The sequence below is a fragment of the Kribbella sp. NPDC049584 genome, assembly GCF_040675555.1.
In the GTDB taxonomy this organism is placed as follows: Bacteria; Actinomycetota; Actinomycetes; order Propionibacteriales; family Kribbellaceae; genus Kribbella.
Map to the genome: position 1 here is coordinate 727,070 of NZ_JBFAPF010000003.1, position 13,267 is coordinate 740,336.

Consider the following 13,267-nt stretch of genomic DNA (forward strand, 5'->3'; position numbering starts at 1 on the left):
TGTCTCCTCACTTGTAGGCGATGGCGTTACCGGTCTTGGCGGATTCGTTCGCAGCCACCACCAAACGGGTCAACTCGACTGCGCGCGCGATGTTGTCGTCCGCGCGGGTCCCGTTGTTGATGTGGTCGACCCATTGCGCGAACGCATCGGTCGAGTGCTCCGGGACGTCCACTTGCTCACCGTTCACCAGCAGCACATTGCCCGCGTCGGTGTACGTGAGTGTCCCGTCCGTGCCGAACAGCTCGATCGTGAACGGGTTGGGGCTCGCGAACCCGGCCTCGATCACACCGATCTTCTGGTCCGGGTATCCGACGACCACGACAGCGTTGTCTTCCAGACCGCGCTCGGCGATCGACCGGTACGTCGCACTGACCGTGTCGGGCTGCGCGCCGAGGAACAACTGCGTCAGGTACACCGGGTGGCAGCCGAGGTCGGTCAGCGCGCCGCCGATCGCGGTCGACGGCTCGAAGAACCGCTGCGGCAGCCAGCCCTCGACACCGTCGCGCGGGATGGCGCCGTCGTGCGAGAGCCGGACCCGGCCGTACGTGATCGTGCCCAGCGTGCCGTCGTCGATGACCTCGCTGATCGCCTGCGTGTAGCCGTGGTAGAGCCGCGGCAGCGACACGATCAACTTCACGCCGGCTTCGTCGGTCGCGGCAACGATCTCCTCGGCCTCGGCGACCGTCGGCGCGAGCACCTTCTCGGTGAAGATGTGCTTGCCGGCCCGGGCCGCCTTGACCATCACGTCGCGGTGGACATTGGTCGGCGTCGTGATCACCACACCGTCGAGGTCCTCGCGCGCCAGCAATGCGTCGAGGTCGCCGGTGAACTCGACGCCGAACTGCTCGGCGGCGGACTTCCCGCGCTCGGCATCGTCGTCCCAGACGGCCACCAGGTCCGTCCCGGGGTGCGCCTGAGCCTGCCTCGAATAGTCGCCGGCATGCACATGCCAGAAGCTGAGGGTGGCGATCTTCAGTGGGTTGGACACCTGGTCCTCCTGATGCGAAAACGTTTCGGATCGACCGTCGGCAGATCACGGTACAACGTTGTCAGGGGGCTGGACAGGGGTGCGGCGCGCCCTTTCACACGCTGAGATCCGTGCGCAGCCGGAGTGCTTATAGTTATCCGGGAGTCCTGGATAACTAGAGGAGCCGCGATGAGTGAGGAGCCTGTCGGCGGGGATCTCTCGCGGTTGCGTCAACTCAACGCATCCGCCGTACTGCGGGAGTTGCGGGGCGATCAGCCGCTCACACTGACCGAGTTGTCGAAGCGCACAGGGTTGTCGCGCGCGTCGACCGAAGATGTTGCACGCGACCTGCTCGGACGCGGGTGGCTGGCCGAGGTCGCGCCGGCGTCGGGGTCGGTCGGGCGGCCCGCGCGACGGTACCGGTTCAACGCCGGGGCGGGCCGGTTGCTCGGGGTGGACATCGGCGGACACAAGGCGCTTGCTCTCGTCACCGACCTCGACGGCGAGGTGCTGAACCAGACGCGCATCACAGTCGATCCCGAGGCGGGCCGGCGGGAGCGACTCGCGGTGATGGACCGGTGCGTGGCCAAGGCACTGGCCGGCGCGGGCGTCGAGGCCGGTCAGATCTGGTCCACAGGCGTGGCGACCACCGGGCTCGTCGACGGCTCCGGCAAGGTGATGCTGTCCGACTCGCTCCCGGAGTGGAGCGGCGTCGACCTGGCCGCTCATGTACGCCGCCTGGTCCCCGGACCCGTCCGGGTGGAGAACGACTGCAAGCTGGCCGCCCTGGCCGAGACCTGGCGTGGGGTGGCCCGCTACGCCAAGGATGTCGTGTTCCTGCTGGCCGGGCTCCGAACAGGCGCTGGGTTGATCATCGACGGCAAACTCCACCGCGGCTTCGCCAACTGGTCCGGCGAGATCGGCGCCCTCCCTGCCGCAGGGTGGCTACAAGCCCCGAAACACCTCGAGAGCTGGCTCGAGAACGCCTCGACGTCCGCCGGATTCGAGAGCGTGTTCCTCGCCGCGCGGGAAGGTGACCGGGACGCCACCCGAGCAGTGCGCGGATACGTGCGCGATCTGGCCGTGGGCGCCTCGGCTCTGGTGCTGACCCTGGATCCTCAGCTGGTGGTGATCGGGGGCGGGTTCTCGCGGTCGGCGGACGTGATGGTCGAGCCGTTACGGCGGGAGCTGGACCGGTGGTGTTTGCGGACGCCCGAGATCCGGGTGTCGGCGTTCGCCGACGAAGGGGTCGCGCTCGGCGCCGTACGACTCGCGCTCGACGAGGTCGAGGCGACGATCAGGACCGGCCTGAGACCTTGACATAATTTTCCTGGACTCCATGATTATTCCATCGCCCCGCCCAGCGAGAGGAAGCATCATGATGCGTCCGTTCCGCCTGCTCAGCGCACTCCTCACCGGTGCACTACTTGCTGCCCTGCTGGTCTCCCCCGCCCAGGCGACGATCAGCGGCACCTCCGCGACCTACACGGCGTCGTCCGAGAACGTCGCCAATCCCGAGCGCGGGTTCTACCACCACACCGGCGACTGCGACAAAGCCGACTTCTCCCAGAGCACCCTGCAGAGCTATCGCACTGGTCAGGGCATCTCGCTGGTGATGTGCGTCTTCTACTTGGCGGAGTACAAGAACGGCCCGATCGCACAAGCTGCTCTCGATCAGCTCCAGCAGCAGATCGACACCGTACGCGCGGCCGGTCTGAAGATGGTCCTCCGCTTCGCGTACACAACGTCGACCGCCGGCGACGACACCACGAAGGACAGGATCCTCGCTCACCTCGACCAGTTGGCGCCGTACCTCAACTCCGGCAAGGACGTCATCGCCGTCGTGCAAGCAGGTCTCATCGGCGCCTGGGGCGAGTGGTACTACACGCAGAACTTCGGCAACGCGGGCACGGTCACGTCGACCGACTGGGCCAACCGCAAGGCCGTCACGGACAAGCTGCTGAGCGTCGTCCCGTCGACGCGGATGATCCAGCTCCGTACGCCGAAGTTCAAGCGCACCATGTACTCGACGACCGCCGTACAAGCGGGGACGGCCTACAACGGTTCGGCCGTCTCCCGGATCGGTCACCACAACGACTGCTTCCTCGCCAGCCCCGACGACTTCGGCACGTATGAGAACACGTCCGTCGAGTATCCGTACCTCCAGGCCGACACGACGTACGTCCCGATGGGCGGCGAGACCTGCGGCTCGAACCCGCCGCGCTCGAGCTGCCCGACCGCGACCGGCGAGCTCGCGCAGTTCCACTGGTCGTTCATCAACACCGACTACGAGCCGACCGTCCTCAACTCGTGGAACACCGGCGGCTGCCTCGCCGACATCAGCAAGAACCTCGGCTACCGTTTCCGCCTCGAGTCCGGCACCTATCCCGCGACAGCCTCCGCCGACGGCAGCCTGCCGATCTCGTTCACCGTCCACAACGACGGCTACGCGACGCCCTTCAACCCCCGCAACCTCGAGCTCGTACTGCGGAACACGTCGTCCGGCTCGACGTACAAGCTCGCGATCAACTCCGACCCGCGCCGCTGGACGGCGGGTACGTCGACCACGGTGTCGCAGACCCTCACGCTGCCCACGAATCTTCCGGCAGGTTCGTACTCCCTGCTGCTGAACCTGCCGGATCCTCTTCTGTCCACTCGCCCCGAGTACTCCATCCACCTCGCGAACCAGGGCACCTGGGACGCGACGACCGGAATGAACTCGCTCCTGCACACGCTCACCGTCAGCTAGTCCGAGGAGATCCGCATGAGACGGCTTGCCGCAAGCCTCGCGGTGGTTGGGTTGCTGCTACCGACCCAGACCGCAATGGCACACCCCGCTCCCCCGAGCACTACTGTCACCTACAGCACGTCCGACCAAGTGATCTCGAATCAGGAACGCGGCTTCTACCACCACGCCGAGACGCACTACTACGCCGACAACTCCGGCTACGTCCCGCTCGACGTCACCAAGCTCCGCAACTTCCGGACGCAGGAACACATCACTCAGATCCTCCGCTTGTTCTATCTGGAGAAGTTCGCCAAGCAGGACGTGATCGACCAGCACTACCTCGACCTGATGCAGGCCGACTTCAACACCGCCCGGGCCGCCGGGGTGAAGATGATCGTCCGGTTCGCCTACGCGCTGCCGGGTGACGGTTGGCCGCCGCCGACGCCGTACGGCGACGCGCCGGTCGCCCGGGTCGTCAAGCAGATCAAGCAGCTGACGCCGATCCTGCGGAAGAACGCCGACATGATCGCGGTCGTCCAGTCCGGCTTCGTCGGCCTCTGGGGTGAGGGCTACTACACGGACTACTTCTCGAACCCGGCTGACCCGAGCCAGGTGTCGGACCAGAACTGGGCCGACCGCAAGGCGGTCATCGACGCGCTGCTCCAGGCGTTGCCGAAGGACAAGATGGTCCAGGTGCGTACGCCGTACATGAAGCAACGGACGTACGGCCTGCCGACCGGGACCGCCGGCGGTCTCACCGCGCAGCAGGCCTACAACGGGACCGCGGTCGCGCGGATCGGGCAGCACAACGACTGCTTCCTGGCCAGCCCGGACGACTTCGGGACCTACCTGAGCGACCCGCTCCAGCTGGACAAGGATTTCGTTGCCCAGGACACCAACTATGTGCCGGAGGGCGGCGAGACGTGCGGTGTCGACGCACCGCGCTCGGAGTGGCCGTCCGCCGCGGCCGAGATGGCACAGCTGCACTTCTCGTTCCTGAACATCGAGTACCACCCGGACGTGCTGGCCAGCTGGGGCGACAACATCAACATCGCGAAGCAGAAGCTCGGCTACCGGTTCGCGCTGACTGAGTCCACGGTCTCGCAGTCACACGGCAAGGTCGACGTCGGCGTGAAGATCCGGAACGACGGCTGGGCAGCGCCGTACAACCCGCGGCAGGTGCAACTGGTGTTCCAGAACTCCAAGCACACCTACCGCATCAACGTTCCGGCCGACCCGCGCCGCTGGGGCGCCGGCCAAACCGTGAGCCTGAACTGGAGCGTCAAGGTGCCCGCGGGCAAGTACAAGGTCCTGCTCAACATCGCCGACCCGAAGCTCCAGTCCCAGTCCCACCTACCCGGCTCCACCGAGACCTACAACGCCGTCTACGCAGTACAACTCGCCAACAACGGCACCTGGCAACCAACCACCGGCTACAACGATCTACAGCAAACGGTAACTGTCGGATAAGCACCCAAGATCAGGGCGACCTCCTGCCCGGCGCCGCACCCAACCAGCGCCGGCAGGAGGCTGATCAGGCGCCGTCTCGGGGGGCTGGTTGTGGTTGGGCGGTGGTGGCTGCGGGGGTCTCGTGGGGGATGCCGGCGGCGGCGTAGGCGTCGGCTTCGTCGAGGGTTTCGTGGAGGAGGAGTTGTTCGGCGATGGAGTCGAGGCGGGGGCGGTTGTCGCGCAGGAGGCGGCGGGCCTCGGCGTAGCACTGTTCGATCAGGCTCCGGACCTCGGCGTCGACGGTGTTGAGCAGCTCGTCCGACACACCCGCCGTCCGCGCGTCGCCCTCGGGCGGAAGGATCGACACCGGCCCGATCGCGTCGGACATACCCCAGCGTCCGACCATCGAGCGGGCGATCCGGGTCGCCGTCTCCAGGTCACTCTCGGCGCCCGTGGTCACGACTCCGAGCACCTCCTGCTCGGCCGCCATCCCGCCGAGTGCGCCGATGATCCGGCCGCGCAGATACTCCACGTCGTACCCGTACCGGTCGGTGTCCGGCGTCGACAGCGTCACGCCGAGCGCACGGCCGCGCGGGATGATCGACACCTTGCGGACGGGATCCGCGCCCATCTGGATCATCCCGAGCAGGGCGTGCCCGCCTTCGTGGTACGCCGTCCGCCGGCGCTCCTCCTGCGGCATGACCACGTTCCGCGCCGCACCGAGCTGGATCTTCTCGAGCGCGTCGGTGAGATCGCGCTGGGTGATCTGCGACTTGCCCTGCCGCGCCGCCGCGAGGGCTGCCTCGTTCAGCAGGTTCGCGAGATCGGCGCCGGTCATCCCCGGGGTGGATCTGGACAACGCGTTCAGGTCGACGTCCGGCGCGAGCGGCTTGCCGCGCGCGTGCACCTTGAGGATCGCCTCGCGACCCGGCTGGTCGGGCGCGTTCACGGTGATCGTGCGGTCGAACCGTCCGGGCCGCAGCAGCGCCGGATCGAGGACGTCGGCGCGGTTCGTGGCCGCGAGCGTGACGACACCCTCGGTACCGGAGAAGCCGTCCATCTCGGTGAGGATCTGGTTCAGCGTCTGTTCACCCTCGTCGTGCCCGCTGATCGAGCGGGCGCCGCCGCGCGCGCGGCCGATGGTGTCGATCTCGTCGATGAAGATGATCGCCGGCGCCACCTTGCGTGCCTCACCGAACAGCTCCCGGACCCGGCTCGCGCCGACGCCCACGATCATCTCGATGAACTCCGACGCGCTCGCGGAGAAGAACGGAACGCCGGCCTCGCCCGCGGTCGCGCGGGCCAGCAGCGTCTTGCCGGTGCCGGGTGCGCCCTCGAGCAGGACGCCCTTCGGTGCCCGGGCACCGAGTCGCCGGTACTTGTCCGGATCCTTGAGGTAGTCGACGACCTCCTCGATCTCGGCCTCGACCTCGTCGATCCCCGCGACGTCGGCGAACGTCACCCGCACCGTGCTCGGATCCACCGGCTTCTTCTGCTGGCCGCTGCCGCCGAACAACCCGCCGATACCACCGAGACCGCCGGAGGCGCGCTGGCGCCGGAACAACCACCAGTAGAACGCCGCGATCAGCAGGAACGGGCTGAGCGAGATCAGCAGGTTCAGCAGTACGCCGCGCTGCGCGACCACCGGGGTCGCCCGGACCGTGGCGCCGCCCTTCTGCAGGTCGCCGTACAGGTTGTCGTTGGCGAACGTCGGCCGCTCGGTCGTGAACTTCGTGTAGGTCTGGTCGGTCTTGCCCGGCACCGGCGCGGCCGCTTTCAGCCGGCCCTGGATGGTGTCGCCGCGGGCGAAGATCTCGGCGACGTTGTGCTTCTGCACCTGGGCGGTGAAGTCGGTGTACGCGATGGTCTGCTGGGCGCCCGACATCTGGTCCTGCATCGTCGTCAGCAGGAACAGCACGAGGTACCCGCCGACGATCCACGCGGCCCACTTCCACCACTTCGGGCGGCGCGGCTTGTCGCCGTCACCGTGCCCGGGCGGCAGACCCTCGGTCCGCCACGGCTTGTGCGGAGGCCGCTGCGATCCGTCGCCGCGATCCCCCGGACCCGAGTCCCGACCGGAGCCGGGCCCGCGGTCGGCCGTGGACTGGTCCTGCGGCGGCGGCTGATCCTTCTCGCTCATGAAGCCAACATAGGACCTGAACCGTCCCGGAAACAGCAACAACTCCAGCGTCGTACCCTGGCGCATGGCTGTGCCTACTCCCGTACCTCTCATCCTCGACTGTGATCCCGGCCACGACGACGCGATGGCGATCCTTCTCGCGGTAGCCGATCCCGCCGTCGACCTGCTCGCGGTGACGACCGTGGCCGGCAACCAGACCGTCGACAAATGCACGGTGAACGCGCGCCGGGTGCTGTCGCTCGCGGGCGGGTCCGCCATCCCGGTCGCGCGTGGTGCGGATCGGCCGCTGGTCCGGCGGTTGCGCATCGCGGACGACGTCCACGGAAAGACCGGTCTCGACGGGCCGCTCTTCGACGACGAGCCGTCCGTGCCGGAGTCGCCGTACTCCGCCCACGAGCTGTTGGCCGACGTACTGCGGACGACGCCGGCGACGATCGTGGCGACCGGGGCGCTGACGAACATCGCGCGACTGCTCGCCGACGAACCGGCCCTGGCCGCGAACATCACCGAGATCGTCTGGATGGGTGGATCCACCGACCGCGGCAACATCGCCCCGCTCGCCGAGGCCAACGCGTACGTCGACCCGGAGGCGGCGGATCTCGTCGTACGGTCCGGGGTGCCGTTCACGATGTGCGGGCTGAATGTGACGCATCAGGCGCTGGTGACGGCCGACGTCCTCACGCGCTTCGAGCAGCTCGGGACGCCGTTGGCGCGGGTGTGCATCGAGTGGATGACGTTCTTCGCGTCCACGTACCGGGAGCTGTTCGGCTTCGAGTCACCGCCGCTGCACGATCCGGTCGCGGTCGCGCGGGTGATCGATCCGGCGATCGTCGGTTGCGTCGAAGCAAACCTCGTCATCGAAACCCAAGGTGAGTGGACCTCTGGCGCAACCGTCGTCGACCTCGACGGCTACACCGGCCGCCCACCCAACGCGCGAATCGCCGTCACCCTCGACCAAGCCGCCTTCTGGGACCGGATCGTCGCCGCCGTGTCTGCCCTCAGCTGACTCGTCTGCTGACAGCGGAAGAGTCTTCTCGCGGCGGTTCGGGTGGCGCAGGGTGGTGGGGAAGGAAGCAACCGGGAGGAAAATCATGCACCTGGAGAAGCCCGCCGCGACCTGGCCGCCGGGCCCGGAGATCCCGAGCCCGCGACCCGCGACCCCACCCAGGCCCGGGCCGCCCCAGCCGGCCCCTCAGCCGATCCTGCCCACTTGGTACGAGCCGACGTCGATCAGTCTCGAGCGCGAGCTTGCCGACCGGCTGCTCGCACAACGGACCATCCTGGTCAGTGGCCGGCTGGACGACGCACTCGCGAGTCACGTGACCGCGCAGCTCCTGCTGCTTGATGCCTACAGCAACGACCCGGTCACCCTGCAACTGACCTCCGCCGAGTCCGAGCTCGAAGCCGCGCTCGCGCTCGCCGCCGCGATCGACCTGGTCGGTTCACCGGTCCATGCCGTTGCCCGCGGCACCCTTCGCGGTCCGGCCATCGCCGTACTCGCGGCGGCCGGACGGCGCGAGGCTCACCGCCACACCATGTTCGTCCTGTCGTCGCCCCGGTTCGCCGCCGAAGGCACCGCCGACCAGCTCGCCACCCTGGCGGACCAGCATGAGCGCCAGGTCGCCCGCCTCCGGGACCTGATCGCCAACGCCACCGGCCGATCCGCCGACGAGGTAGCGACCGACCTCGACCCGGGCCGCGTCCTGAGCGCGGACGAAGCGAAGGACTACGGTCTGGTTACTCGGCTGGTGTGATCGTCAGCACGAGGCGGCCGCTGGTTTCGCCGGCGGCCTGGCGTTTCCACGCCTCCGCGACCTCGTCGAGCGTGACGGTCTCGTGAGCCACCGTGATGGCGCCGAAAGCCGCATGGTGCAGTACAGCGGTCAACGCCTCTCGCCGCTGGTCCGCTGTCAGCGCGTTGTTCGTGTAGCCGAGCACACTCGCCGACCGGCCCCGCAGTACGGCCGACGAGAATACCGCCTCGTCCCCCGACGATCCGCCGAGATTGACGAGCCGGCCGTCCGGAGCGAGCACCCGCGCCGCGGCGGTCGCGGCTGCTCCGAAGACCGAGTCGATCACCACGTCGTACGACGGGGCGCCGAGCCGGCTCGTCAGCTCGTCGACATCGGTGCTCGCGGCAACCACCTCGTCCGCACCGGCCGCGAGCGCACGCTGTTTCGACGCGTCCGACCGGGCGACGGCGACGACTCGTGACGCACCGAGCACCCGGGCCGCGCCGATCGCGACCTGGCCCACGGCACCACCGCCGCCGAGCACGAGGACCTGCTCCCCCGGCTGTAGCCGGGCCCGCCAGGTCAACGTCATCCAGCCGGCCACCCCGGACAACCCGATCGCGGCCACCGCCGCGTCAGCTACCGGTGTGTCCAACGCAATCAGGTCCGCATCGGGTACGGCGGCCCGCTCCGCGAAACTGCCGTCCCCCGCGGCCATCCCGGCCGACGTCGCGAAGAACACCCGCGTCCCCGGCGTCATCGCCTCGGACTGCTCGACCACGCCGACACCTTGCACACCCGGCACATACGGCAACGCCGGCGGCCCGAAGTACGACGTACCGGAAGCGCACAACAGGTCCAGCGGAACGACCGGCGCGGCCGTCACGCGCACGATCGACATGCCCTCCCGGGCAACCGGTTCCGGATGCTCGACATGCTTCGGCGGTTCGCCATGAGTGTGCAGTACTGCGGCTCGCACGCGTCCTCCTCAGGTGGCGATGTCGGGATAGGGCAGAGAGTAGTGCTCCTGCAGCACGCGACCGTACGTCTTCTGGTACTCGAGCGGTCCGTGGTCCCGCTCGAACATCGCGATGAACAGCGTCAGCGTCAGGAACGGATGCGCGCCGAGCCCGAACAGCGCGACGTGGTCATGCTCCCGCAGGGCCTTCCGCTCTTCGTCGGTGAACGAGAGCCAGGTCGACTTCTCCGCCACCGCGCAGTTCAGAATCTCGTTGGCCCGCTCCCGCTCCCACCAGGCCACCGTCCCGGCCGGATCTTCCCGGTATCGCTCGACCAGGGCGGGGTCGCGATCGACGGTGTAGAGGAACTTGTCGAGCAGGTACTTACTCATTCCGGCACTCCGTTCGGGTACCAGGTGAAGTACGCCTCCATGGTGTGGAACAGGTCGAGCGAGTCCACATGATCCGCCTTCGCGCCCGCACCCGCGACGCCCATCATCAGCATGAAGTCCATGAAGCCGTGGGTCGCGTTGCCCGGTAGATGCAGGCTGTCCAGCGTTACCTCGGACAGGCACCCGTCGAGGTCACCGCTCGCGATCCAGTCCACCGCCCTGCGGTCGAACTCCGGATCGGGCCCGTGCTCGCCGAACTGCCGCGGCCCGCCGAGCTCCAGCGACAAGTGGCCGGTGCCGATGATCGCCACCCGCTTGTCGATCGGCCACGACTCGACCAGCTGCCGGATCGTCCGTCCCAGCTCGACGAACCGGCCCGGACGCGGCAGCGGCGGCGCGAAGATGTTCGTGTAGATCGGCACGATCGGCAGGTCCGCGTCCGGGCGCAGCGTGATGATCGGGCAGGTGATGCTGTGGTCGATCCGCAGTTCGTTGCTGAAGGCAAGATCGAAGCCGGCGTCGAGCCCGTTGCGCAGGATGTGCGCGGCGAGCTGCTCGTCGCCGGCCAGTCGCATCCGCGGCAACCCGAACTCGCGCTCCTCGTTGTACCAGTTCGCGTCGAAGTACGGCGCTTTGCCGACCAGGAACTGCGGCATGTTGTCGAGCCACAACTGGTGGAAGTGATCGCTGCCGACCATCACCAGGATGTCCGGCCGGGCCTTCGTCAGCGTCTCGCGGAACGCCTCGATCTTCGCCACCCACTCGTCGGCGAACGGCGGCCGGTCCGCACCGGTCGCGGTGCTGGCCCGGTAGTAGAACGGATGATGCGTGGAAGCGATCACGGCGGCGACTGTGGCCATACGATCTCCTTCAGGATTCCGGATCGACGTACACGGCGTTGCGGTCGACGGTGGAATAGATGTCCATCCCGATCGGCCGGCGACGCTCCTCGGCGAGCTGGCCGAGCAGCCCGGCGGCCCTTGCCAGCAACGCGAAGCCGCGCAGCAGCTCGACCGGCAACCCGAGGTCGGCCAGCGCGGCGCCACAGACACCGGCGCCGTTCAACGGCAGCTTGCGGCCGAGCACCTGCTCGTGCACGCGGCCGATCGCCTGGAAGAGTTTGAGGTGCGGACCTTCGAGGCCTTCTTCGCGGGCGAGGTTGATGAGCACCGGCGTCCGCGGGTCCTGGACCTTGTGGACCGGATGTCCCAGGCCGGGGATGAAGGTCCCGTTCGCCCGCGACTGCTTGACGAGTTCGAGTGCGAGCTCGTCCCAGCCGGAATCGTCTGTCGGCGGCTCGCCGCCGGCCAGCGCCCGGTGGAGGAACATCCCGGAGTCCTCGGTCACGCCGAGGAAGCGGGATCCGCCACCGAGCAGGCCGGCGGCGAGCGCCCCCTGCAGGGAATCCGGTGCCGACAAGTAGGTCACCCGCGCGGCGATCGCGGTCGGCGTGAACCCGTGGTCGGCCAGGGCGACCAGGACGGCCTCGAACACGCGCGTCTCCGACGGTGTCGGCCGGCGCAGTGCGACCAGCCAGAACGCCAGCTCGCCGAACCCCACCTTGCCCATCAGATCCGCGGTCAGATCCTGCCCGAGCAGGCGGATCTCGTCAGCGCTCGACGTACCTAGCGAGGTCGGGAACGCCGGCGATGCCATGTGTTCGTCGCTCATTCCTGGCCCTCCAGCCACTTCCTCAGCTCGGCGCCGTGTTCGTCCAGCGACGGCGGCGGCAGCCGGTACGACGCGGCCTCGCCCGAGCCCCCCGTGCCGCCTGTGCCGCCGGTGAACGTGATCGGATTGCGCACGCCGGGAATCCCGCCGACCGTGACCACCGGATCCAGCCCGAGGTCCTCCGCGAACGCGACGCCGCCGTCGACGGTGTTGATCGGCCCGCACGGCACTCCGGCCGCGATGATGTCCCGGAACCACTCCAGCTTGGTCCTGGTCGACAATCGTTCGACCAGCAACGGCCGCAGCTCCTCGCGGTTCGCGGTTCGCTTCTCGTTCCGGTCGAACCGCGGATCGTCGGCCAGCTCCGGTACGCCGAGAACCTCGACCAGCTTGCGGAACTGCCCGTTGTTCCCGGCCGTGATGATCAGTTCCCCGTCCGCACACGGCAGCGGCTCGTACGGGAACAGGCTCGGATGACTGTTTCCCATCCGCAGCGGTACGACGCCGCCCGCGACGTACGCGCTGGACTGGTTGACCAGCCCGGACAGCGCGGACGACATCAGGTTGACCTCGACGTGCTGGCCGCGACCGGTCTCGTGCCGGGCGTTGAGCGCGGACAGTACGCCGATCGTGGCATGCAGTCCGGCCATCACGTCGAAGACCGAGATCCCGGCCCGGAACGGCTCGCCTTTCGGGTCGCCGGTCAGGCTCATCAATCCGGAGATCGCCTGCACGATCAGGTCGTACCCGGGCAACGCGGCGCCCTTCGGACCCGACCCGAATCCGCTGATCGAGGCGTAGATCAGCTTGGGATTGCCCTCGGCAACGGTCTCGTAGTCCAGCCCGAACCGGGCCAACCCACCCGGCCGGAAGTTCTCCACCAGGATGTCCGCGCGCCGCGCCAACTCCTGCGCCGCCGCAAGATCCTGCGGGTCCTTCAGGTCGAGCGCGATCGACCGCTTGTTCCGGTTCACCGCGAGGTAGTACGTCGAGATGCCGTCGCGGACCGGTGGTTGCCAGGACCGGGTGTCGTCGCCGCCGGGCGCCTCGACCTTGACCACGTCGGCCCCGAGGTCGGCCAGCAGCATGGTCGCGTACGGGCCGGCCAGGATCCGGGAGAAGTCGGCCACCAGCAGTCCCGAGAGCGGACCCGTCACACGACCTCCCAGCAGAGTTCCGGACATGTGTCCGCGCGGCTAGATCGCTTCAGTCTCAGCCGCTCGGCGCT

The 13,267-nt window shown here is 68.3% G+C and carries 12 protein-coding genes; 5 read left to right on the forward strand and 7 right to left on the reverse strand.

Annotated elements, in window-relative coordinates; genetic code table 11:
• Window positions 1–7 precede the first annotated feature (7 nt).
• Window positions 8–988 (reverse strand): Gfo/Idh/MocA family oxidoreductase, encoded by a 981-nt coding sequence (locus AB0J62_RS15205; protein ID WP_363869822.1) that lies wholly within the window; start codon window positions 986–988, stop codon window positions 8–10.
• A gap of 168 nt (window positions 989–1,156) precedes the next feature.
• Here AB0J62_RS15205 and AB0J62_RS15210 point away from each other — a divergent pair, with 168 nt between their 5' ends.
• Genes AB0J62_RS15210 through AB0J62_RS15220 form a run of 3 tightly spaced genes read left to right on the forward strand, consistent with a single transcriptional unit; the run spans window position 1,157 to window position 5,165 of the window.
• Window positions 1,157–2,287, forward strand: a complete 1,131-nt coding sequence (locus tag AB0J62_RS15210; RefSeq protein ID WP_134102107.1) for an ROK family protein — start codon at window positions 1,157–1,159, stop codon at window positions 2,285–2,287.
• 58 nt (window positions 2,288–2,345) lie between these two features.
• Window positions 2,346–3,716 carry a DUF4832 domain-containing protein gene (locus tag AB0J62_RS15215; protein WP_363869826.1) on the forward strand — a complete coding sequence of 457 codons (1,371 nt, stop codon included), beginning with the start codon at window positions 2,346–2,348 and terminating at the stop codon, window positions 3,714–3,716.
• Between the two features lie 15 nt (window positions 3,717–3,731).
• The gene (locus AB0J62_RS15220; RefSeq protein WP_363869829.1) at window positions 3,732–5,165 is read left to right on the forward strand and encodes a DUF4832 domain-containing protein; all 1,434 of its coding nucleotides are present in this window, start codon (window positions 3,732–3,734) and stop codon (window positions 5,163–5,165) included.
• Window positions 5,166–5,229: 64 nt separating this feature from the next.
• Here the strand turns inward: AB0J62_RS15220 and ftsH are convergent, their stop codons facing one another.
• Window positions 5,230–7,284, reverse strand: coding sequence for an ATP-dependent zinc metalloprotease FtsH (ftsH, locus tag AB0J62_RS15225; protein WP_363869832.1), 2,055 nt, complete (start codon window positions 7,282–7,284; stop codon window positions 5,230–5,232).
• Between the two features lie 64 nt (window positions 7,285–7,348).
• On the opposite strand from ftsH, the gene AB0J62_RS15230 reads away from it, so the two are divergent.
• Window positions 7,349–8,290: a nucleoside hydrolase gene (locus AB0J62_RS15230; protein WP_363869835.1), complete on the forward strand. Its 942-nt coding sequence runs from the start codon at window positions 7,349–7,351 to the stop codon at window positions 8,288–8,290.
• 85 nt (window positions 8,291–8,375) lie between these two features.
• A complete protein-coding gene (locus tag AB0J62_RS15235) occupies window positions 8,376–9,038 on the forward strand; it encodes an ATP-dependent Clp protease proteolytic subunit (protein WP_363869838.1) in 663 nt (220 codons plus the stop codon).
• Here AB0J62_RS15235 and AB0J62_RS15240 read toward each other — a convergent pair.
• The 5 genes from AB0J62_RS15240 to AB0J62_RS15260 are packed head-to-tail and all read right to left on the reverse strand — an operon-like array spanning window position 9,022 to window position 13,196.
• Window positions 9,022–9,996, reverse strand: a complete 975-nt coding sequence (locus AB0J62_RS15240; RefSeq protein ID WP_363869841.1) for a zinc-binding alcohol dehydrogenase family protein — start codon at window positions 9,994–9,996, stop codon at window positions 9,022–9,024. The genes AB0J62_RS15235 and AB0J62_RS15240 overlap by 17 nt on opposite strands.
• 9 nt (window positions 9,997–10,005) lie before the next feature.
• A complete protein-coding gene (locus AB0J62_RS15245) occupies window positions 10,006–10,368 on the reverse strand; it encodes a hypothetical protein (protein WP_363869844.1) in 363 nt (120 codons plus the stop codon).
• Entirely contained in the window at window positions 10,365–11,228 is an 864-nt protein-coding gene (locus tag AB0J62_RS15250; RefSeq protein ID WP_363869847.1) for a hypothetical protein, read from the reverse strand. Before AB0J62_RS15250 ends, AB0J62_RS15245 begins: the two co-directional genes overlap by 4 nt.
• A 10-nt stretch (window positions 11,229–11,238) precedes the next feature.
• The gene (locus AB0J62_RS15255) at window positions 11,239–12,039 is read right to left on the reverse strand and encodes a citryl-CoA lyase (RefSeq protein ID WP_363869850.1); all 801 of its coding nucleotides are present in this window, start codon (window positions 12,037–12,039) and stop codon (window positions 11,239–11,241) included.
• A complete protein-coding gene (locus AB0J62_RS15260; protein ID WP_363869853.1) occupies window positions 12,036–13,196 on the reverse strand; it encodes a CoA transferase in 1,161 nt (386 codons plus the stop codon). The genes AB0J62_RS15255 and AB0J62_RS15260 overlap by 4 nt, the downstream gene beginning before the upstream one ends.
• Window positions 13,197–13,267 lie beyond the last annotated feature (71 nt).

What these genes read in the sequence shown, in the direction of transcription:
- AB0J62_RS15215 (WP_363869826.1), top strand. Translation starts at nt 2,346, where the DNA reads ATGATGCGTCCGTTCCGCCTGCTCAGCGCACTCCTCACCGGTGCACTA.
- AB0J62_RS15245 (WP_363869844.1), bottom strand. Translation starts at nt 10,368, where the DNA reads ATGAGTAAGTACCTGCTCGACAAGTTCCTCTACACCGTCGATCGCGAC.
- ftsH (WP_363869832.1), bottom strand. Translation starts at nt 7,284, where the DNA reads ATGAGCGAGAAGGATCAGCCGCCGCCGCAGGACCAGTCCACGGCCGAC.
- AB0J62_RS15235 (WP_363869838.1), top strand. Translation starts at nt 8,376, where the DNA reads ATGCACCTGGAGAAGCCCGCCGCGACCTGGCCGCCGGGCCCGGAGATC.
- AB0J62_RS15250 (WP_363869847.1), bottom strand. Translation starts at nt 11,228, where the DNA reads ATGGCCACAGTCGCCGCCGTGATCGCTTCCACGCATCATCCGTTCTAC.
- AB0J62_RS15210 (WP_134102107.1), top strand. Translation starts at nt 1,157, where the DNA reads ATGAGTGAGGAGCCTGTCGGCGGGGATCTCTCGCGGTTGCGTCAACTC.
- AB0J62_RS15220 (WP_363869829.1), top strand. Translation starts at nt 3,732, where the DNA reads ATGAGACGGCTTGCCGCAAGCCTCGCGGTGGTTGGGTTGCTGCTACCG.
- AB0J62_RS15255 (WP_363869850.1), bottom strand. Translation starts at nt 12,039, where the DNA reads ATGAGCGACGAACACATGGCATCGCCGGCGTTCCCGACCTCGCTAGGT.
- AB0J62_RS15230 (WP_363869835.1), top strand. Translation starts at nt 7,349, where the DNA reads ATGGCTGTGCCTACTCCCGTACCTCTCATCCTCGACTGTGATCCCGGC.